The 20,219-nt window shown below is 72.6% G+C and carries 20 protein-coding genes; 8 read left to right on the top strand and 12 right to left on the bottom strand.

Features of this window, described 5'->3' with window-relative positions:
- Window positions 1–166: 166 nt before the first annotated feature.
- Genes ACFC0D_RS22380 through ACFC0D_RS22370 form a run of 3 tightly spaced genes read right to left on the bottom strand, consistent with a single transcriptional unit; the run spans window position 167 to window position 3,038 of the window.
- Window positions 167–784: a response regulator gene (locus ACFC0D_RS22380; protein WP_376438681.1), complete on the bottom strand. Its 618-nt coding sequence runs from the start codon at window positions 782–784 to the stop codon at window positions 167–169.
- 29 nt (window positions 785–813) lie between these two features.
- Window positions 814–2,055 carry a sensor histidine kinase gene (locus ACFC0D_RS22375; RefSeq protein ID WP_376438608.1) on the bottom strand — a complete coding sequence of 414 codons (1,242 nt, stop codon included), beginning with the start codon at window positions 2,053–2,055 and terminating at the stop codon, window positions 814–816.
- The gene (locus tag ACFC0D_RS22370; protein WP_376438606.1) at window positions 2,052–3,038 is read right to left on the bottom strand and encodes a hypothetical protein; all 987 of its coding nucleotides are present in this window, start codon (window positions 3,036–3,038) and stop codon (window positions 2,052–2,054) included. The genes ACFC0D_RS22375 and ACFC0D_RS22370 overlap by 4 nt, the downstream gene beginning before the upstream one ends.
- 161 nt (window positions 3,039–3,199) lie before the next feature.
- On the opposite strand from ACFC0D_RS22370, the gene ACFC0D_RS22365 reads away from it, so the two are divergent.
- Complete coding sequence (locus tag ACFC0D_RS22365; protein ID WP_376438603.1) at window positions 3,200–3,697, top strand: cupin domain-containing protein; 498 nt, start codon at window positions 3,200–3,202, stop codon at window positions 3,695–3,697.
- Here ACFC0D_RS22365 and ACFC0D_RS22360 read toward each other — a convergent pair whose 3' ends face one another.
- Complete coding sequence (locus ACFC0D_RS22360; RefSeq protein ID WP_376438600.1) at window positions 3,698–4,468, bottom strand: IclR family transcriptional regulator; 771 nt, start codon at window positions 4,466–4,468, stop codon at window positions 3,698–3,700. It abuts the gene before it with no gap.
- A gap of 120 nt (window positions 4,469–4,588) precedes the next feature.
- On the opposite strand from ACFC0D_RS22360, the gene ACFC0D_RS22355 reads away from it, so the two are divergent.
- Window positions 4,589–6,082 carry an aldehyde dehydrogenase (NADP(+)) gene (locus ACFC0D_RS22355; RefSeq protein ID WP_376438598.1) on the top strand — a complete coding sequence of 498 codons (1,494 nt, stop codon included), beginning with the start codon at window positions 4,589–4,591 and terminating at the stop codon, window positions 6,080–6,082.
- Window positions 6,083–6,097: 15 nt separating this feature from the next.
- Here ACFC0D_RS22355 and ACFC0D_RS22350 read toward each other — a convergent pair whose 3' ends face one another.
- Complete coding sequence (locus ACFC0D_RS22350; RefSeq protein WP_376438595.1) at window positions 6,098–7,135, bottom strand: zinc-dependent alcohol dehydrogenase family protein; 1,038 nt, start codon at window positions 7,133–7,135, stop codon at window positions 6,098–6,100.
- 87 nt (window positions 7,136–7,222) lie between these two features.
- Here ACFC0D_RS22350 and ACFC0D_RS22345 point away from each other — a divergent pair, with 87 nt between their 5' ends.
- Window positions 7,223–8,137, top strand: a complete 915-nt coding sequence (locus tag ACFC0D_RS22345) for an AraC family transcriptional regulator (protein WP_376438592.1) — start codon at window positions 7,223–7,225, stop codon at window positions 8,135–8,137.
- Between the two features lie 31 nt (window positions 8,138–8,168).
- Here the strand turns inward: ACFC0D_RS22345 and ACFC0D_RS22340 are convergent, their stop codons facing one another.
- Entirely contained in the window at window positions 8,169–9,539 is a 1,371-nt protein-coding gene (locus ACFC0D_RS22340; protein ID WP_376438590.1) for a (2,3-dihydroxybenzoyl)adenylate synthase, read from the bottom strand.
- Window positions 9,540–9,766: 227 nt separating this feature from the next.
- On the opposite strand from ACFC0D_RS22340, the gene ACFC0D_RS22335 reads away from it, so the two are divergent.
- From ACFC0D_RS22335 to ACFC0D_RS22325, 3 genes are all read left to right on the top strand, one after another.
- Window positions 9,767–10,243 (top strand): GNAT family N-acetyltransferase, encoded by a 477-nt coding sequence (locus ACFC0D_RS22335; RefSeq protein WP_376438587.1) that lies wholly within the window; start codon window positions 9,767–9,769, stop codon window positions 10,241–10,243.
- 62 nt (window positions 10,244–10,305) lie between these two features.
- Window positions 10,306–11,004, top strand: coding sequence for a DsbA family oxidoreductase (locus ACFC0D_RS22330; protein WP_376438584.1), 699 nt, complete (start codon window positions 10,306–10,308; stop codon window positions 11,002–11,004).
- A 230-nt stretch (window positions 11,005–11,234) separates the two neighbouring features.
- Window positions 11,235–12,290, top strand: coding sequence for an aminotransferase class V-fold PLP-dependent enzyme (locus ACFC0D_RS22325; protein WP_376438582.1), 1,056 nt, complete (start codon window positions 11,235–11,237; stop codon window positions 12,288–12,290).
- A 152-nt stretch (window positions 12,291–12,442) separates the two neighbouring features.
- Here ACFC0D_RS22325 and ACFC0D_RS22320 read toward each other — a convergent pair whose 3' ends face one another.
- Window positions 12,443–12,982: a MarR family winged helix-turn-helix transcriptional regulator gene (locus ACFC0D_RS22320; protein ID WP_376438580.1), complete on the bottom strand. Its 540-nt coding sequence runs from the start codon at window positions 12,980–12,982 to the stop codon at window positions 12,443–12,445.
- 126 nt (window positions 12,983–13,108) lie between these two features.
- Between ACFC0D_RS22320 and ACFC0D_RS22315 the strand changes: the two genes are divergently transcribed.
- Window positions 13,109–14,176, top strand: a complete 1,068-nt coding sequence (locus ACFC0D_RS22315; protein ID WP_376438577.1) for an alkene reductase — start codon at window positions 13,109–13,111, stop codon at window positions 14,174–14,176.
- A gap of 72 nt (window positions 14,177–14,248) precedes the next feature.
- Here the strand turns inward: ACFC0D_RS22315 and thpD are convergent, their stop codons facing one another.
- The 5 genes from thpD to ACFC0D_RS22290 form a co-directional block, all read right to left on the bottom strand.
- A complete protein-coding gene (gene thpD, locus ACFC0D_RS22310; RefSeq protein WP_376438574.1) occupies window positions 14,249–15,121 on the bottom strand; it encodes an ectoine hydroxylase in 873 nt (290 codons plus the stop codon).
- Between the two features lie 3 nt (window positions 15,122–15,124).
- Window positions 15,125–15,523: an ectoine synthase gene (locus ACFC0D_RS22305; RefSeq protein WP_376438572.1), complete on the bottom strand. Its 399-nt coding sequence runs from the start codon at window positions 15,521–15,523 to the stop codon at window positions 15,125–15,127.
- A gap of 41 nt (window positions 15,524–15,564) precedes the next feature.
- On the bottom strand, window positions 15,565–16,833 hold the full coding sequence (gene ectB / locus ACFC0D_RS22300; protein WP_376438570.1) for a diaminobutyrate--2-oxoglutarate transaminase: 1,269 nt from the start codon (window positions 16,831–16,833) through the stop codon (window positions 15,565–15,567).
- Window positions 16,830–17,357, bottom strand: coding sequence for a diaminobutyrate acetyltransferase (ectA, locus tag ACFC0D_RS22295; RefSeq protein WP_376438567.1), 528 nt, complete (start codon window positions 17,355–17,357; stop codon window positions 16,830–16,832). The genes ectB and ectA overlap by 4 nt, the downstream gene beginning before the upstream one ends.
- A gap of 425 nt (window positions 17,358–17,782) precedes the next feature.
- Entirely contained in the window at window positions 17,783–18,889 is a 1,107-nt protein-coding gene (locus ACFC0D_RS22290) for a pyridoxal-phosphate-dependent aminotransferase family protein (RefSeq protein ID WP_376438678.1), read from the bottom strand.
- 191 nt (window positions 18,890–19,080) lie between these two features.
- Here ACFC0D_RS22290 and ACFC0D_RS22285 point away from each other — a divergent pair, with 191 nt between their 5' ends.
- The gene (locus ACFC0D_RS22285) at window positions 19,081–20,166 is read left to right on the top strand and encodes an amidohydrolase family protein (protein ID WP_376438564.1); all 1,086 of its coding nucleotides are present in this window, start codon (window positions 19,081–19,083) and stop codon (window positions 20,164–20,166) included.
- Window positions 20,167–20,219 lie beyond the last annotated feature (53 nt).

Genomic DNA, 20,219 nt, shown 5'->3' with positions numbered 1-20,219 from the left:
TGTGTCCCGTTTCTCAGGAAACGTTCATGCGCGCCGGGGTGCCACGGCGGGCAGCAAGGCGCTCCGGCGCCGGTTCCTCGGCCGGGGGTGGACCCGGGAGCGGCGCGTGGACCCGAGAGGCGGCCGGCACGACGTCGCACCCCCGCCGACCGGGCCGGGCCCGTCGTCACCCAGGGCTGATGAACCCCGACTCGTACGCCAGGATCACCGCCTGGGTGCGGTCCCGGGCGCCCGTCTTCGCCAGGACCGCCGCCACGTGGGTCTTCACCGTCGCCGGGCCCACGCCCATCCGGCCCGCGATCTCCGCGTTCGTGAGGCCCTTCACCACCAGGCGCAGCACCTCCGCCTCGCGCTCGGTCAGCCGGGCCACCCAGGGCGGCGCCGCCGGGGGACGGCGGCGGGCGTGTTCGGCGGCGAGGCCCCGGACCGCCGCCGGGTAGAGCAGGGAGTCGCTGCGCGCGACCAGCCGGACCGCGTCCACCAGCTCCTCGGCCGCCGCCCGCTTCAGCAGGAACCCGGCCGCGCCCACCCGCAGCGCGTCGTACACGTACGAATCGTTCTCGAAGGTCGTCACCACCACGATCCGCGGTGGCTCCGCCATCCCCGCCAGGATCTGCTCGGTCGCCCGTATCCCGTCGATCTCCGGCATCCGCACGTCCATCAGCACCACGTCCGGCCGCCGCTCACGCACCACCGACACCGCCTCGGCGCCCGTCGACGCCTCGCCCACCACCTCCAGGTCGGGCTCCGCGTCGAGGATCACCCGCAGCGCGGTCCGCACCATCCGCTCGTCGTCCGCCAGCACGACACTGATCACCGGCCACCTCCCAGCGGCAGGCGCACCGCGAGCTGCCAGGCGCCGTCCACCGGGCCGGCCTCCGACGTACCGCCCAGGAGGCGGGCGCGCTCCGCGATGCCGAGGAGGCCGCGGCCGCCGTCGGGGCGGGCCACCGGCGCGCGGGCGGGCAGGGGGTTCTCCATCGTGATCTCCAACTCGTCGTCGTGCAGGGCGAGCCGCGCGGTCACGCGCCCGCCGCCCGCGTACCTGGCCGCGTTCGTCAGCCCCTCCTGGACGATCCGGTACGCCTCCCTCGACACGGCCTCCGGCACCCGGTCGAGCTCCCCGGTCACCGACAGCTCCACCCGTGGCCCCGCGCCCTTCACGAGCGAGTCCAGCGCGTCGAGCGGCAGCCCCGGCAGCTCCCCGTCGTCCTCGCCCTGACGCAGCAGCCCGAGGACGGAATCCAGCTCGCCGACCGTCCGCCGGGTCGTCTCCTCGATCGCCGCGAGGGCCTCGCGCACGAACTCCGGATCGCTGTCCAGCACCCGCCGCGCCGCGCTCGCCTGGAGCGTCACCGCGCTCAAGGCATGGCCGACCGAGTCGTGCAGTTCCCGGGCGAGCCGGTTGCGCACGGCCAGCTCGGCCGCGCGCCGCTCGGCCGCCGCCAGCCGGTCCGCCGGGCTCGGCCCGAGCAGCCTCGGCGCCTGCCGGGCCAAGAGCTCCCCGGCGGCCGCCACCACGGCGGCGAGCGCGAGGAGCATCGCGAGACCGGCCGGGAGGCCGAACCACTGTGCCCACGGCCGGTCCATGCCCCAGAGCGAGGTCAGCTCCGACTCCCGCAGCGACGCCGAGAACGGCAGCACCATCACCGTGACCGCGAACGGCGGCAGCGCCAGCGTCGCCCCGCTGATCAGCGCGCCGACCCCCAGATGGAGCGTGAACCAGCCCGCCGTCCGCGCCTTCGCGCTCCGGCCGCGGGCCGGACCGTCCGCGAGCCGGTCCGCCGGGATCCCGCACAGCGCCCGCGCCGCCGCCACCGACATCGGCCGGGTCAGCGGGAAGAGCGAGGTGACCGCGGCGAGCGGCAGACCGATCGCGTACGCCCCGAACTGCACGCTCAGGCTCGCCGCGAACATCGACTCGCCGCCGACGAGCCATCCCATGACCACGGTGCCGACCAGCCAGTACGGCATGAACACCGCGCCGCCCAGGATCAGATGGACCCAGCGGAACCTGGCCCGCTGCCCCAGGAGCAGCGCGAACGGACGCCTCACGCGCTCGCACTCCGCTGCCGCAGGAAGACGGCCAGGCAGCCGGCCAGCAGGAACCCGGTGATCATTTCCCCAGCGTAGGTCAGCTGTGCCAGGCCGGTGAACGGATCGGCCGGATCGGTCTCCGGCATGAGCGTCACCAGGGTCATGTACGCGCCCCAGCACCCCACTCCGCCCGAGCCGACCCAGGCCACGCCAAGGGTCGTACGGACCGACAGCGACCGGGCCCACCGGAAGACCAGCAGCAGCACGGCGGCGACGGCGACGGCGATGAACAGGGCCCGCACCCACTCCAGGACGTAGAAGTCGCCGGTGCGGCGGGCGATCTGCGCCGACGACAGACCCCGGGTCGAGCCGAGCCCCCACATCAGATGGACGGCGGCGGGTGCCAGGGCGAGCAGTGAGGCGACGACGGCCGCGGCGCGCGTGCCGGTGCCGAAGAGCCGGTCGGGCAGCTCGCCCAGGACACCGCGCCAGACGTGCGACCAGCGGTCCCGCGTGTAGAGGACGAAGAGCGTGCCGAGCGCGAGTCCCTGGACGATGAAGCCGCCGTAGACGACCCCGAAGACCCATTCGTCGAGGAACGGCTCGCGGGAACCGGTCTGCTGCGGGCCGGTGAGGAGGGAGACCACGATCTGCGCGGGGAAGCCGATCATGATCGGGGCCAGCAGCCCGGTCGCGGCCCACAGCGGGAAGGCGAGCAGCCAGGCCCGCACCCGCAGGCCCCACGGCTGGGTGAGCAGCAGGGCGAGGACGACCACCACGGAGTCCATCACCACGGAGACCGAGTTGGCCACGATCAGCAGCGTCCGGTGCTCCAGGAGCACGCTGCCGGCGGGGATACCGATCTCGCTGCCCGCGACCCAGGCGATCTTGAGCGTGATGTACGGGAGGCAGGCCACGACGGCGAGGGCGCGCAGGATCCGGCGGGCGACGCCCGGTCGGGAGGCCGGGGCGTGAGCGGGGAGGGCAGAGGTCCGTGTCATGGCTTCACGCTCCCGCGCGGGCCCGTCCCGCCACCTCCTTCCTGCCGACGAACCGCCTCCGCCGCTCGGGGGAGACGGCCCTCAGGACCTCGAATTGACCCATGTTTTTCGAGGAGGAATGCACCCCTTGCCCGGTCACTGGAGCCCATAGAGTGATCTTCATGAACACGACGCAGCCCTTCGCCCCGCTCCTCACCCGCGCCGCCACCGCCGAGACCACGGCCGACCCGAGCAGCGTGATGACCCTCCTCGCCGACTCCGACACCACCGGCGGGCAGCTCACCAGCTACCGCTCGAGCTTCGCGAAGGGTGCCGTCGGTGCCCCGGCGCACTTCCACACCAAGGCGTCGGAGATGTTCTTCGTGCTCGGCGGCTCGCTCCAGGTGCTGCTCGGCGAGGAGTTGACCGTTCTGGAGCAGGGCGACTTCCTGCTCGTGCCGCCGCACACCCCGCACGCCTTCGCCGCGGCACCGGGCGCCGAGGCCGACGTCCTGTTCGTCTTCACGCCGGGCATGGCCCGCTTCGACTATCTGCGGCTGCTCGGGCGCGTGATGCGCGGCGAGGCGAGCTTCGAGGAGATCAAGGAGTCCTCCGAGCGGTACGACAACCACTATGTCGACAGCCCGGTGTGGCAGCAGGCGCTCGCCGCGCGGTCCTGATCAGAGGCGGCGGGTCGCCAGTGTCAGCCGGTCGCGCGCGTCGAAGAGGGCGTCCTTGATCATCTGCTCGTGTCCGGGGGTCAGCCGGGCGACCGGCACCGAGCAGCTGATCGCGTCCCGCGCCGGGGTCCGGTACGGGATGGCGATGCCGAAACAGCGCAGCCCGAGGGTGTTCTCCTCGCGGTCCACCGCGTACCCCTGCTCGCGGATCAGATGCAGCTCCTCGATGAGCTTCTCGCGGTCGGTGATCGTGTGCTCGGTCAGCGCCGGCAGCGTCTCCGGGAGCAGCTTGCGGACCTGTTCGTCGCTGTGGGTGGCGAGCAGCGCCTTGCCGAGCGAGGTCGAGTGGGCGGGCAGTCGGCGCCCGACCCGGGTGAACGGCCGCAGATAGTGCTGGGACTGACGGGTCGCCAGATAGACCACGTTGATGCCGTCGAGCCGCGCCAGGTGGATGGTCTCGGTGGTGTCGTCGGAAAGCCGGTCCAGGGTGGGCCGGGCGGCGGCCACGACCTCGTCGCCGTCGATGTACGAGGTGCCGACCAGCAGGGCCCGTACGCCGATCCCGTACCGCGTGCCCGTCGCGTCCGTCTCCACCCAGCCCAGCTCGACCAGCGTGCGCAGCAGCATGTACAGACTGGACTTGGGGTAGCCGACCGCCTCCTGGACGGCGGCGAGCGAGTGCATCCCGGGACGTCCGGCGAAGTACTCCAGCAGTTCCACCGTACGCACCGCGGACTTGACCTGGGCCCCACCCGTGTCGGCTGTCGACATTGCCCTCGCCCCTCTTGTTGGTGCCTCTTGTGGAGACGGCACGCCCGTCAATAGAGTCCTGATTCATCTACAGGAACTCTGTTCAGAATAGCGAACGGGGTGCGAGCGAGGGGCGTTGCGGTGGCAGCTCAACCAGTGTGGAGTGTGGACCCCCGGACGGGGAAGCCGCGTGAACAGGTTGCGGTGGAGGCCACGGCGGAGGAGATCGACCGGGCGGTCCGTGCCGCGGCGGCCACCCGCGAGGCCCTCGCCGACCGTACGACGCGGGCCGCCCTGCTGCGTACCGCCGCGGACCTCCTCGACGCGGCCGGCCCGAACGTCATCGAGGCCGCCGACGCCGAGACCGCACTCGGCCCGGTCCGCCTCACCGGCGAACTCGCCCGCACCACGGGCCAGTTGCGGTCCTTCGCCGACGTCGTCGACGAGGGCTCCTTCCTCGACGTACGGATCGACCTGCCCGACCCGACGACGACCCCGCCCCGGCCCGATCTGCGCCGCTGGAAGATCCCGCTCGGGGTCGTCGCCGTCTACGCGGCCTCCAACTTCCCGCTCGCCTTCTCCGTACCCGGCGGCGACACCGCCAGCGCCCTCGCGGCCGGCTGCCCCGTCGTGATCAAGGCCCACCCCGACCACCCGGCCACCTCCGAGCTCTGCGCCTCCATCCTGCGCCGGGCCGCGGTCAAGGTCGGGCTCCCCGAGGACGTGGTCGTCCTGGTCCACGGCTTCGACGCGGGCGTCGAGCTGGTGCGCCACCCGCTGGTCGCGGCGGCCGGCTTCACCGGTTCCGTACGGGGCGGGCGGGCGCTCTTCGACGCGGCGGCGGCCCGTCCCGTCCCCATCCCCTTCCATGGCGAACTCGGCTCGATCAACCCGGTCGTGATCACCGAGGCCGCCGCGGAGCAGCGGGCCGCCGAGATCGGTGCCGGACTCGCGGCCTCCGTGACCATGGGCCAGGGGCAGTTCTGCACCAAGCCCGGCTTCGTCCTGGCGCCTACGGGCGAGGCGGGCGACCGCTTCGTGTCCGCCCTCACGGACGCCCTCAGCGAGTCCGAGCCCGGAGTGATGCTCGACCACCGGATGCGGGGCCACTTCCTCACCGGAACCTACGAGCTCGCCCAGATCTCCGGGGTCACCGCGCCCGTACACCCCGGCCCCGGCGGGCCGCACACCGTCAACGCGGGCTTCCTGACCTTCGATGCCGAGATCCTGCTCAAGGGCGAGCACCGGGCGATCCTGAACGAGTACTTCGGCCCCGTGACCCTGGTCGCCCGCTACACCACGCGGGAGGAGATCACCGCGGTCCTCGGCCTTCTCCCCGGCAACCTCACGGCCACGCTCCAGATGGCCGAGGAGGACCCGGAGGCCGCCTCTCTGCTCGCCGAGCTGACCCCGCTGGCCGGCCGCGTGCTCGTCAACGGCTGGCCGACGGGTGTGGCGGTGGCGGGCGCCCAGCACCACGGCGGGCCCTACCCGGCCACCACCTCCACCTCCACCTCGGTCGGCGCGACCGCGATCGAACGCTGGCTGCGCCCGGTGACCTACCAGTCGACGCCCCAGCACCTGCTCCCGCCGGAGCTGCGCGACGACAACCCGCTCGGCCTGCCGCGCCGCTGACCCGGCCCGGCACGGTCAGACGCGCACGACGATCTTCCCGATGTGCGTGTCCGACTCCATCAGCCGATGGGCGTCGGTGATCCGTTCCAGACCCTCGAAGGTCCGGGCGATCACCGGCGCCAGGGAGCCGTCGCGCAGACCGGAGCCGATGAACCCGGCAATCCTGCGCCGCCCCTCCTCGTCGCGCACCACCGCGCCGTTGGCGTAACCCCGCACGGTGAGCGGCCAGTTCAGCGAAATTGTGGCCGGCCGGGGGTCGAGCCAGCCGTACAGCACCGCCGTGCCGCCCGGCTCCAGGGCGTTCCCGAGCTCCGCGAACCCCGGCCCGCCGATGGCGTCGAAGACGAGCCGCGCGCCCCGGTCCCCGGTGAACCGCCGCACCTCCTTCACCACGGACTCGCTCTCGGTCGTGATCACCCGCGCCGCGCCCAGGTCGAGCAGCCTCTGCCGCTTCCCCTCGCCCCGCGTCGTGGCGATCGGCACCGCGCCGATCCGCAGCGCCACCTGGATCGCGGCCGTCCCCACCCCGCTGGACGCCCCCGTGATCACCACCGGGTCACCCGGGCGCAGCCCGCCCGCCTCCACCATGCCGCCGTACGCGGTCGAGTACGTCAGCCACGAGGCGGCCGCGGTCACCGCGTCCACGCCCTCGGGCCTGCGCACCAGGTACTCCTCGGGCAGCACCACCCGCTCCGCGTAAACCCCGTGCACCCCGAAGTCGAAGTTGGCGGCCGCCATGACGGGATCGCCGACGGCGTACGCCGTGACGTCCGCGCCGACCGCCTCGACCACCCCCGCCGCCTCGTAGCCGAGCCGGGAGCCGGGGAGCGTCGCCGGGTAGTAGTACGTGCCCGCGCGGAACAGGGCTTCGGCGCGGTTGAGGCCGATCGCCTCGACGCGGAGGAGCACCTCGCCGGGGCCGGGCGCGGGGAGCGGAATCTCCTCCACGGTCAGCACCTCGGGTCCTCCGAGCTCGTGGAAGAGAACCGCGCGTGTCATCTGCCGGGTCTGCGTGTCGGTCGGGATGTCGCCAGTCGTGATGTCGGTCGTCATGTCCTCGACCGTAGGCAGGCGCGGCGAGACGTTCCATGTCCCAGGACCTCCCCACCATGTCCGTCCGTCTCGCGGTACGGTGCGGCCATGGACGTACTGAGCGATGCCGTCGCCGCCATGCGCACCGGACGCCCGCACTCCTCCCGTACCGTCAACTCCGGCTCCTGGGGCTTCCGTTTCCCGCCGAGCAAGGGCGCCGGCTTCCATGTGGTGGTCCAGGGCGCGGCCTGGCTCATGCCGCCGGACGACGGCGAGCCCGTCGAGCTCCGCCCCGGTGACGTGGTCCTGCTCGCCCACGGCACCGGCCACGGGCTCGCCGGGCGGCCCGGTGCCCCGCTCGTCGACGCCGTGCAGGCCCCCGACGGCTCCTGGCCCACCCCGCCCGACCGGGCACCCGCCCGAGCGGACGAGACCCTGCTGCTGTGCGGCGCGTACCAGGTGAGCAGGGCCAGGGCCCACCCCCTCTTCACCGAGCTGCCGCCGTACGTGCACATCCCCGCCCGGGCCGGCGCCCATCCCCGGCTGCGCGCCGCGGTCGACCTGCTCGGCGCCGAACTCGCCGACCCGCAGCCCGGATCCGACGCGCTCGTGCCCGCCCTGCTCGACACCCTGCTCGTCCTGATGCTGCGCACCTGGTGGCTCACCGAACGCCCCGACCGCACCACCGGCTGGTCCGCCGCCCTGAGCGACCCGGCCGTCACCGCCGCCCTCCGTGCGATCCACGCCGACCCGGCCCGGGCGTGGACGGTGGAGGAACTCGGAGCCGAGGGCGGCCTCTCCCGCGCGGCCTTCGCGCGCCGCTTCACCACTCTGGTGGGGCGGCCGCCGCTGGCGTATCTGACGTGGTGGCGCATGACGACGGCGGGACGACTGCTCCGCACCGACGACACCCCGCTCCGCACCGTCGCCCAACGCGCGGGCTACACCTCGGAGTTCGCTTTCGCCAAGGCGTTCAAGCGGGAGTACGGGACGGCCCCGGGGCGGTACCGCAGAGGCCTGTAGCTCGCGGGGCCGGCAGGGCCTTCGCCACGTCCTAGGCGGCGTTCCCGCCCGCGCTGTCCCGGAGCCCGCCGGTCACCACCAGGTCGCCGTCCGGGGTGCGTCGCGCGAGGGCGCCGGTGCGGAGCCAGCCGTCGCGGGTGAAGGAGCGCGCGTCGTCGTCGGGGGCGCGGAAGTAGCCGCGCGGGACGGACGGGCCGCGGGCGAGGAGCTCGCCGGGCTCCCCGTCGGGCACGTCCTCTCCCGCGGCGTCGACCAGGCGGATCTCGTCGTCGGGCGAGAGCGGGCGCCCCTGCGTGGTGAGCACCGACTCGTCCGGATCGGTGGGCCGGGTGAGAGTGAGCGGCCCCTCGGCCAGGGTGAAGACCTGCTGCAGACGGCAGCCCAGTTCGGGGCCCACGCGCTCGGCGTCCGCCCGCGGCAGGGGCGCGCCGCCGACCTGGAGAAGACGCAGACTGCGCACGTCGGCCCCAGCGGCGGGAAACGCGTCGAGCCAGCGTCGGGCGACGGCGGGCTCCACCGAGGTGAGGGTGACCCGCTCCCGTTCGACGAGCGGAAGGCATACGGCGGGGTCCGGGTCGTCGGCGAGGACGACGGTGCCGCCGGCGGAGAGGGTGCCGACGACACCGGGGCAGCCGAAGGCGAAGGCGGACCCGGTGGGCAGCGCGGCCAGGTACACGTCGTCCTCGGTGAGCGACACCAGCTCGGCGGCGGCCCGCGCCTGGTAGGCGTAGTCGTTGTGGGTGCGTGGAACGAGCCTGGGCGTTCCGTCGGGTCCTCCGGAGAGCAGGAAGAAGGCCACCTGGTCGGCGCTCGGCGCGTGCGTCGGTGCCGGCGGGGCGTCGACGGAGCCCAGCGGGAAGTAGTGGCAGCCCGACGGGTCGGTCGTGAAGCCGCCGTACGGGGATTCGGCGCCAGGCTCCTCGTACGTGAACACCCTGCGCAGGAAGGGCCCCTGGGCCGCGATGCCGGCGGCCATCGCCGTGTGGTCGAAGCCCTCGTACGCCGACGGGCCGACATAGCCGACGGCCTCCGTGACCCGCACGAGGTGGGACACCTCGGCCGCGCGGTACCGGACCGGGCAGAGCACGGGGGCGACACCGGCGCGCATCAGCGCGAACACGGTGACGACGAACTCGGAGACGTTGGGGAGCTGTACGACGGCCCGTTGTCCGGGCCGGAGGTCGAGCAGCCGGAATCCGGCGGCCATGCGGTCCACGCGCCGGTTGAGCTGCCCGTAGGTGACGCGGGTGGCGCCGTGCACGAGCGCGGTCCGCGGCCCGTACTGCGCAGCCCAGCCGCGGAGCAGGTTGTCCAGCGTGTTGCCACGCCAGTGCCCGGCCATCCAGTAGCGATCGACGAACTCCTCGGGCCAGGCTGTGCGGCCGTCGGGCAGGGGTGTCATGCGCTTCCTTCTGTACCGGCGACCTGTTACCGGCGACGCCGCCGTGTCGACCTTGGCAGTCCAGTGCTCCTGCCCACCCGTCCGCAAGGCGCCGTACCGACCAAGGCGCGCCGGCCCCGCTCGGCGGAACGTCCAAGGGGCGGGCGCTGACCAGCGGGAGCGGCCTCGGTCGGCCCCGGCGGCTCCGCGCCGCAACCGGCTTCGTGGCTCTTCGCGTCCCTGTTGTCATGATCAGAACTGCGACCCGCGACGACCTCGACGCCATCGCCGCCCTGCACCTGGAGGCCCGGTCCACCTACTACCGCGGCCACATCCCCGACATCGAGTTCGAGGGTCCCGAGGAGCTCGCCCGCTCCAGGGAGGGCTGGAGCAGGGCCGTGGAGCGCGGCACCGTGCTCTGTGCCGAACGTGACGGACGGATGGTGGGCGTCGCCGCCTACGGCCCGGTCGACGGGGTCATGACACTCACCCAGCTCCATGTCCTGCCCGCGCGGTGGCGCGCCGGGGTCGGCACCGCGCTCCACCGCGCCTGCCTGGAGATCTGGCGGTCCACGGGGGTCGAGACCGCCCGGCTCGAGGTCTTCGAGCGGAACGAGCGGGCCCAGGCCTTCTACGCCGCCCACGGCTGGACCCCGGACGCCGACGCCCCGCGCTCCGGCAACCACCTCGTGCTCCGCCTCACAGTGGGCCCCGCGACGGAATGATTTCGGCGCCCGGCGGTGTTCCCGGCACGGAACATCCCCCGACCCCGGAGAGAAGCAAGAACATGCGCGTCGAGATCTGGAGCGACATCGCCTGCCCGTGGTGCTACATCGGCAAGGCCCGCTTCGAGAAGGGGCTCGCGGACTTCGCCCACCGTGACGACGTCGAGGTGGTGCACCGCTCCTTCGAGCTCGACCCGAACCGGCCCAAGGGCGACACCGCGCCGGTGATCGACATGCTGGCGAAGAAGTACGGCCGCACCCTGGACGAGGCCCGTGCCATGGAGGCCCATGTCGCCTCCAACGCGCACTCCGAGGGGCTCGAGTACCGCACCGAGGGCCGCGACCACGGCAACACCTTCGACATCCACCGCCTGCTCCACCTCGCCAAGGAGCGCGGCCGGCAGAACGAGCTGCTCGACCTCGCCTACCGCGCCAACTTCGCCGAGGAGCGCTCCGTCTTCGACGCCGAGACCGTCGTACGGCTCGGAGTCGAGGCCGGTCTGGACGAGGCCGAGGTCCGGTCCGTGCTCGCCGACGAGAGCGCGTACGCGGACGCGGTACGGGCGGACGAGCGCGAGGCGGCCGAACTCGGCGCCAACGGCGTGCCGTTCTTCGTCCTCGACCGTCGCTACGGCATCTCCGGCGGGCAGCCCGCCGAGGTCTTCACCCAGGCCCTGGAACAGGCGTGGCAGGGCCGGGCGCTGCAGCCGATCGGTGGCGACGCCGCCGCGTGCGACGCCGACGGCACCTGCGAGGTCTGACCGACCCCGCCCCTCCCTCGGAGCCCGGCCCCGGCCCCGGACGCGGACCGTCCGGGGCCGAGGCGTTCCCGGGTGCCCGGGAACGCGTCCGGCCTCCGGTCGTCCTCGGCGGCGCGTGCACCGACTCCGCGCCACGACACGCCTCTGACCTGCGCACATAAGCCGGGCTTGGCTTCTCCCCATGATCGAAGGCAATTGACGGCGGGTCGGAGGGCCCCCAGGCTGGGGCCATGGATGCCATCGAACCACTCGGCGGAGCCGAGTTCGCGCCGAAGCAGACGTATCTGAACACCTCCGCCTGCGCGCTGCTGCCGCGCCGCACCATCGAGGCGATCACCCTGCTCGCCGAGGAGACCGCGGACGGGAGGCCGGCGGGCGCCGGTGACTTCGAGATCGTCGCGGAGGCCCGCGCCACGTACGCCCGGCTCATGTCGGTCCATCCGGACCGGGTGGCCGTCGGCAGCTCGGTCTCCGTCCACATCGGGATGATCGCCCAGTCGATGCCGGCGGGGGCCGAGATCCTCTTCCCCGAGGGCGACTTCAGCTCCGTCATCACGCCGTTCGTGGTCCGCGGCGACCTCAAGACCCGCTTCGTCCCGCTGGAGCGGCTCGCCGAGTCCATCGGCCCCGAGACCCATCTCGTCGCCTTCTCCGCCGTGCAGTCCGCGGACGGCCGGACGGCCGACTTCGCGGCGGTACGGGCCGCGGCGGCCGCGCACGGCGCCCGTACGCTCGTCGACGCCACGCAGTCGGCGGGCTGGCTGCCGCTGCGGGCGGGGGAGTGGGACTACACGGTGGCCGGCGGCTACAAGTTCCTGCTCTGCCCGCGCGGGGCGTCCTTCCTCACCGTCACCGAGGACGCGCAGGACACCCTGGTCCCGATCCACGCGGGATGGGTGACGGGCGAGGAGCTGTGGGTCAACAGCTACGGACCGGTGCGCGAACTGGCCCGGTCGGCGCGACGGTTCGACGAGCCGCCGGCCTTTCTCTCGTACCACGGGGCCGCCCGCTCGCTGGCCCTGCTCGAAGAGATCGGCATCGAGCGGATCGAGGCCCACAACAAGGCGCTCGCGGCCCGCTTCCGGGCGGGTCTCGTGGAACTGGGGCACGAGCCCGTTCCGGACGTCTCCGGTGTCGTCGGCATGCCGGGCCTCGGTGACCGCCAGTCCGCGCTCCGGGCGGCCGGCGTCCTGATGTCCGCCCGCGTGGGCTTCCTGCGGGCGTCCTTCCACCTCTACAACAGCGCGACGGACGTGGACCGCGCCCTGGACGTCCTGGCCGGTTGACGGCTGCTCCGCCGTGGCCAGGGGGCGGCCGGCGGATCATGGCCCGGTGGCCCGGTGGCCCGGTGGCCCGGTGGCCCGGTGGCCCGGTGGCCGGGTAGCCGGGTCATCCCGGACACCCGGATGGGCCGGGCACCCGGATGGGCCGGGCACCCTTACGCCCCGCGTCCCGCCTTCGCCTCCGAGCAGTCGCCCAGCTCGGCGACGCCCGCCTCCGCGCACAGGTTTCCCTCGACCTTGCTCAGGAGCCGGGCGAGGTCGGCGCGTTCGGCCGGGGTGAGGCCGGCCAGGGCGTACTCCTCCAGGCCGGTCCAGACGTCCGCGACCCCCGACCGCAGCGCGCCGCCCTCGTCCGCGGCCGCGACGAGCACCGCGCGCCGGTCGGTGGGGTCCGGGCTGCGCCGCACATGCCCGCTCTGCTCCAGACGCTGGAGCATCTTGGTGACCGTCGAGGCGTCGAGTCCCATCGCCTTGATCAGCTCGGACTGCCGGACCGGCCCGCAGTCCCACAGGCACATCATCAGGAACTCCTGGCCCGGGAAGAGCCCGACCTCCTTGAGCAGCCGGCCCGCGGCGATGCGGTGCAGCCGGGCCACCCGGGCGAGGGCATGGCTCACCGGTCCGCCCTGTGCGGCGGTCGGCAGTGGGCCGCTACAGACGGGGTCCGACGGCGGCGCGGACGGGGACTCGGGCATCGCTGGCTCCTTGCGGCGGGCTCCTGCGGGGGAGGCTCCCCAGATTACCTTGGTCGGCCAAGTAATGCGTTACAGTGGCGTCGGGCCAAATACTTGGCCGACCACATAAATGCCTCGGAGGCCGCCATGACCACCGCTTTCGATCCCATCGACCTCGCCGGCGCACGGCTCGCCAACCGCATCGCGATGGCCCCGATGACCCGCAGTCGCGCCCACAACGAGGGCCGGACCCCGACCGCGCTGGTGGCCGAGTACTACGCCCAGCGCGCCTCCGCCGGCCTGATCATCACCGAAGGCACGCAGCCCTCCGCCGTCGGTCAGGGCTACCCGAACACCCCCGGCCTGCACAGCGCCGAGCAGACGGCCGCCTGGCGCGAGGTCACCGACGCCGTCCACGCCCGCGGCGGCACGATCTTCGCCCAGCTCATGCACTCCGGCCGGATCGGACACCCCGATCTCCTCGACGGCGACCTCCACCCGGTCGGCCCGTCCGCCGTCCGCCCCGACGGGCAGCTCTACACGCTCGACGGCTTCAAGGACTTCGTCACCCCGCGCGAGCTGACCGCCGAGCAGGTGCGCGCCACCGTCGCCGATTTCGCGTCCGCCGCGCGCAACGCCGTCGACGCCGGCTTCGACGGCGTCGAGATCCACGGGGCCAACGGCTACCTCGTCCACCAGTTCCTCGCCACCGGCTCCAACCACCGCACCGACGAGTGGGGCGGCTCCGTGGAGAACCGGATCAGGTTCGCCGTCGAGGTGGTCGAGGCCGTCGCCGCCGAGATCGGCCCCGAGCGCACCGGCCTGAGGATCTCCCCGGCCAACCCCTACAACGACATCACGGAGACCGGGTCGGAGGAGACGTACACCGCGCTGGTCGAGGCGATCGACCCGCTCGGCATCGCCTATCTGCACGTCACCGAGGCCGGCCCGGACATCCGCGGGCTGACGCTCACCCTGCGCAAGCGGTTCTCCGGCACGTTCGTCCTCAACCCGGCGACCGAGGGCCCGACCGGGGCCGAGTCGCTGGCCCTGATCGAGGACGGGACCGCGGACATGGTCGCGTACGGCCAGCTCTTCATCGCCAACCCCGACCTGCCGGCCCGGCTGAGGAACGACGGCCCGTACAACACCCCGGACCGCGCCTCCTTCTTCGGCGGCGACCACCGCGGCTACACCGACTACCCGGCGCTGTGAGGGACCCGCGGGGGCCCGCCCGGGCCCCCGCACCCCTCAGTCCTCACTCCGCACCCTCGAGCCCGTCCGGGGTCACCGCACCGGCGTGAAGTCCCGCGCCCCGATGAACTCCGGCCGCCGCACCGGCGCCGCGAACGGCTCCACCGCCGCGTTCTCCACGCTGTTGAAGACGATGAAGACGTTGCTGCGCGGAAACGGCGTGATGTTGTCGCCCGAGCCGTGCATGGCGTTGCAGTCGAACCAGGTCGCCGAACCGGCCCGGCCCGTGAAGAGCCGGATGCCGTGCGCGTCCGCGAGCGAGGTCAGCGCCTCGTCCGACGGGGTGCCCGCGTCCTGCATCTGCAGCGAGCGCTTGTAGTTGTCCTTCGGGGTGGCGCCCTCGCAGCCGAGGAACGTCCGGTGCGAGCCCGGCATGATCATCAGGCCGCCGTTGGTGTCGTGGTTCTCGGTCAGCGCGATCGACACCGACACCGCCCGCATCCGCGGCAGCCCGTCCTCCGCGTGCCAGGTCTCGAAGTCCGAGTGCCAGTAGAAACCGGACGCGCCGAAGCCCGGCTTCACATTGATCCGCGACTGGTGGACGTACACGTCCGACCCCAGGATTTCGCGGGCCCGGCCGACCACCCGCTCGTCGCGCACGAGCCGGGCGAAGACCTCGCTGATCCGGTGGACCTCGAAGACCGACCGTACGGAGGCCGACTTCGGTTCGACGATCGCGCGCGGGTCGGCCCGTACGGCCGGATCGGCGATCAGCCGGTCCAGCTCCCGCTTGTACACGGCGACCTCGTCGTCGGTCAGCAGATCGGGCTGGGCGAGGAAGCCGTCGCGCTCGAAGGTCTCCAGGCCCGGGGCGTCGCTCCACACCACCGGGTCACGGCGGGGAGTCAGCACCTCGCCGGCGCCGCGGGTCGGGTACAGGTCGGTGCCCGTCAGTACGTCGGTCATGGTTCAGCCCTCCTCCGTCAGCAGGGGGTAGACCCCGTTCTCGTCGTGGTCCTCCCGGCCGGTGACCGGTGGGTTGAAGACGCAGACACAACGGAAGTCGGTCTTGGGGCGCAGGGTGTGCCGCTCGTGGCCGTCGAGCAGATACATCGTGCCCGGCTCGATCCAGTGCGCCTCGCCGGTCTCGTCGTTCGTCAGCTCGGCCTCGCCCTCGACACACAGGACGGCCTCGATGTGGTTCGCGTACCACATGGACGTCTCGGTGCCCGCGTACAGCACGGTCTCGTGGAGCGAGAAGCCGACGCGCTCCTTGGCGAGGACGATCCGCTTGCTCTCCCAGGTGCCGGACGCGGCCCGCACATGGCGTTCGGTGTTCTCGATGTCCTTGAACGATCGGACGATCACGGTGGTGCAACTCCCTTACGTCTAGGGGTGGTACAGGTGGTTCAGACGGTCTCGCGGACCGCTCGGGACAGCGTGCGCAGCCCCTCGTCCAGCTCCTCGGGGGTGATCGTCAGCGGCGGGAGGAGCTTCACGACCTGGCTCTCCGGGCCCGAGGTCTCGAGCAGCAGCCCCAGCTCGAAGGCGCGCGCGCAGACCTTCGACGCCCGCGCCCGGTCGGCGAACTCCAGACCCCACACCAGGCCTCGGCCGCGGTAGTGCGCGCCGTCGGCGGAGTTCTCCTCGCAGAGGGCGAGGAGCGCCTGCTCGACCTGTTCGCCACGGGCGAGGGTCTGCTTCTCCATCTGGCCGTCGGCCCAGTACGTGTCGAGGGCGGCGGCCGCCGTGACGAAGGCCGGGTTGTTGCCGCGGAAGGTGCCGTTGTGCTCGCCCGGCTCCCACACGTCCAGCTCCGGCCGGAACAGGCACAGCGACATGGGCAGCCCGTAACCGCTGATCGACTTCGACAGCGTGACGATGTCCGGGGTGATGCCGGCCTCCTCGAAGGAGAAGAAGGCGCCCGTGCGGCCGCAGCCCATCTGGATGTCGTCGACGATCAGCAGCATGTCCTGCCGCCGGCACAGGTCGGCGAGCGCCCGCAGCCACTCGGGCCGGGCCACGTTGATGCCGCCCTCGCCCTGCACCGTCTCCACGATCACGGCGGCGGGCTTGTTCAACCCGGAGCCCTGGTCGTCGAGCAGCCGCTCGAACCAGAGGAAGTCCGGCAGCTGACCGTCGAGGTACTGGTCGAACGGCATCGGAGTGCCGTGCACCAGCGGAATGCCCGCACCGGCCCGCTTGAAGGCGTTGCCGGTGACGGCGAGCGAACCCAGCGACATTCCGTGGAACGCGTTGGTGAAGGACACGACCGACTCGCGGCCCTTCACCTTCCGGGCCAGTTTCAGCGCGGCCTCCACGGCGTTGGTGCCGGTCGGCCCCGGGAACATCACCTTGTACGGCAGCGAGCGCGGTCGCAGCACGACTTCCTCGAAGGACTCCAGGAAGGTCCGTTTGGCGGTGGTCGCCATGTCGAGACCGTGGGTGATCCCGTCGCGTTCCAGATAGTCGATCAGGGCCCGTTTCAGTACGGGGTTGTTGTGGCCGTAGTTGAGCGAGCCGGCGCCCGCGAAGAAGTCCAGGTACGTGTGGCCGTCCTCGTCGGTGAGGCGCGCGCCCTGCGCGCGGTCGAAGACGGTGGGCCAGCCACGGCAGTAGCTGCGCACCTCCGACTCCAGGGTCTCGAAAACACTGAGGACGGGCGGGGTGATGGTCACAGCGAAGCTCCGGTGTGGGGGAAGGGGCCGATGCGGTGCAGTACTTCGGGCAGATGGCCGGCACCGTCGGACGTGTCGGGGAACAGGCCTCCGTCGAAGAGGACCTCGCGCTCCAGGGGGAGCCCGTGCCGTACGGCGAAGGCGGTGAAGAGCCGGCCGGAGGCCGTGTTGTCGGGGGTGACGGTCGTCTCTACGGCGGTGGGGGCGACCCGCGAGGCGAGCGCGTCGAGCAGCACGCCGGCCAGCCCCCGGCCGCGGTGCTCCGCGTCGACGGCGATCTGCCAGACGACGAGGGTGCCCGGGCGGTCCGGGCGCAGATATCCGGTGACGAAGGCGACCGGCTCGCCGTCGGCGGCGCGCGCGACCAGCGAGGTGGCGGCGAAGTCACGGCACCACAGCAGATAGCTGTACGGGGAGTTCAGGTCCAGGACCTCGGAATCGCGGGCGATGCGCCACATCGCCGCTCCGTCCTCCACGCGCGGGCTTTCCAGAGTCAGGGTCATGGCTGCTTGTGCTGCGGTCATAGCGAGGGAATTTACCGAGCAATTTCGTGGATTGCATGCGCGAGCGGGGTGTGCGGGAGCTGCCGGGTGTGTTATTCGCGCGGGCGCGAATTGCGGCTGTTTTGGCCGTATATATCTGAGCAAAACGGGCGCCATGTGGAGTCGATCACAGGACCGGAATGTGGAAGGAATGTTGATGAGAATCTTGGTGTTTGAGGTCGGGGAATCCGGGCAGAAGAACTGCGGAAGGTATAGGGGAATTCGCTTGAAGAATCTTCCCCGGGAATTCGAATCGGTATTTCCGTGGCATTCGCGGGAATGCGGCCCTCGGGGGCTCGGAGCGCGGGCAATGGTGCTCGCGGCGGTGCGGGCATACGAAGACGGGCGGGGCCCGTGGGCCCCGCCCGTCTTCCGCGCACCGCCCAGGCCCTCCGGGGCCCGGGGTCCTAGTGGGTGCCCCACGCCTCCGTGACCGCGCGGCGGGCGGCCTCCAGGTCCACCGGGCGGCCCGTCTCGCCGAGGGCGGCGCCCAGCGCCGCCAGTGAGGACTGGACCGCGCCCGGAGTCGCGTCCACGCCGTAGTGGTTGACCCGGATCATCTCCTTCGCCAGCGCCCCGCCGCCGGCGATCAGCGGCAGCGACGGGTCGGCCGCCAGCGCCTTCGCGACCAGCTCCGAGGCGTCGACGCCCGCAGGGGAACGCAGCGTCGTCGCGACCGGGGCCGCGTCCTTCGCGTCACGGACGTACGGCTCGAGACCGCCGCCCAGGGCCAGGACGCCCGCGCGGGTCGCGGCGGCCGCGGCGGAGTGACGGGCCATCAGTGCGTCCAGGCCCTCGGCCTCGATCCGCTCCACGCACGCCTCCAGAGCCAGCATCTCCAGCTGCGCCGGGGCGTGCAGCAGCGCCTTGCGGCCACCGTCGATCCAGCGCTCCTTCCAGTCCAGGAGGGAGAGGTACGAACGGCGCGGCGCCTGCGGGTTGGCGGCGAAACGCTCCCACGCGCGCTCGCTGACGGAGACCGCCGAGACCCCGGCCGGACCGCCCATCGCCTTCTGTGCGCCGATGATGCACATGTCGACGCCCCACGCGTCCGGCAGCACCGGCTCCGCGCCGATCGACGCCACCGCGTCCAGATAGAACAGCGCACCGTGCGCCCGTACGACCGCGCCGATCTCGGCGACCGGATTGGTGTTGCCGGTCGCCGCCTCCGCGTGGACCAGGGACACGAAGTCGATCTCCGGGTGCTCCGCCAGCGCCTGCTCCACCTGCGCGGCCGTCACCGCCGTGTGGAAGGGCACCTCGAGGTCCACGACCGTGGCGCCGCAGTCGCGCAGCCAGTTGCCGAAGGTCTGGCCGTACGGCCCGGTGACGATGTTCAGCGCCGTGGAGCCGGGCCGGGCCCCGCTGCGGATGCACCCCTCCAGGGGCAGCAGCGCCTCGCCCTGGGTGATCACCACGTCCTGCTCGGTCGAGAGGAGGGCGGCGACGCGCCGCTCGATGGACGCGAAGTGCGCGGCGGTCAGCGGGGCCAGGTCCAGAAGCGGGTGTGTCACGGTCACGGCGGTGCCTTCTTCGGATCGGTTCGGTGCTGGTGGAGCTGGGGGTCCCCGGACGGAGTCCGGGGGAGGGTGGAGCGTCGGTTCAGGGTACCGAGCGGCCCTCCCGCCCCTCGTGTCCGCTTCGGTGCGGCGATCGGCGAACGACCACCGTCCGAGCGGCCGCCCGCCCCTCGTAGAGTGCAGATATGAGCGATCACGTGGTGCTGCATGTGAAGGGGCGGGTGCTCGTCGGCCCGGAGGACGTACGGGACGAGCTGTGGGCCGTCGACGGGCGGATCACGTACACCCGGCCGTCCGGCGACGCGCTGACCGTGGAGGGCTGGGCCCTGCCCGGGCTCGTCGACGCGCACTGCCATGTCGGCCTGGACCAGCACGGCCCGGTCGACGACATCACCAGCGAGAAGCAGGCCCTCACCGACCGCGACGCGGGCACACTCCTGATCCGGGACGCCGGCTCGCCCTCCGACACGCGCTGGATCGACGAGCGCGAGGACCTGCCGAAGATCATCCGCGCGGGCCGCCACATCGCCCGGACCCGCCGCTACATCCGCAACTACGCCCATGAGATCGAGCCCCCGGAGCTGGTCGCGTACGTGGCGCAGGAGGCCCGGCGCGGCGACGGCTGGGTCAAGCTCGTCGGTGACTGGCTCGACCGGGACGCGGGCGATCTGGGCGCCTGCTGGCCCCGCGCCGAGGTCGAGGCGGCGATCGCCGAGGCCCACCGGCTCGGGGCACGGGTCACCGCGCACTGTTTCGCGGAGGACTCGCTGCGGGACCTGGTGGAGGCGGGCATCGACTGCATCGAGCACGCCACCGGGCTCACCGAGGAGACGATCCCGCTCTTCGCCGAGCGGGGCGTCGCGATCGTCCCGACGCTCGTCAACATCGCCACGTTCCCGAAGCTCGCGGAAGGCGGCGAGAAGAAGTTCCCGCGCTGGTCGGCGCATATGCGACGGCTGTACGAGCGCCGGTACGACACGGTCCGCTCGGCGTACGACGCGGGCGTCCCGGTCTTCGTCGGCACGGACGCCGGCGGCTCCCTGGCCCACGGCCTGGTCGCGGCCGAGGTCGAGGAGCTGGTGAAGGCCGGCATCCCCCCGCTGGAGGCCCTCTCGGCGACGGCCTGGGGCGCGCGAGCCTGGCTGGGCCGCCCCTCCCTGGAGGAGGGCGCCCCGGCGGACCTGGTCGTCTACGAGGAGGACCCGAGGGCGGACGTCCGCGTGCTCGCGGCGCCGCGGCGGGTCGTCGTGAACGGCCGTGTGATCGGCTGAGGCGGGGCTGTACGCGGGGCCCGGTGCCGGTCGCACCGGGCCCGTACCCACTC

Origin of the sequence: Streptomyces sp. NPDC056222, from assembly GCF_042264065.1 — a bacterium.
Classification (GTDB): Bacteria; Actinomycetota; Actinomycetes; order Streptomycetales; family Streptomycetaceae; genus Streptomyces.
The sequence above is the reverse complement of the archived record's forward strand: the minus strand, read 5'-3'. Positions and strand labels throughout refer to the sequence as shown.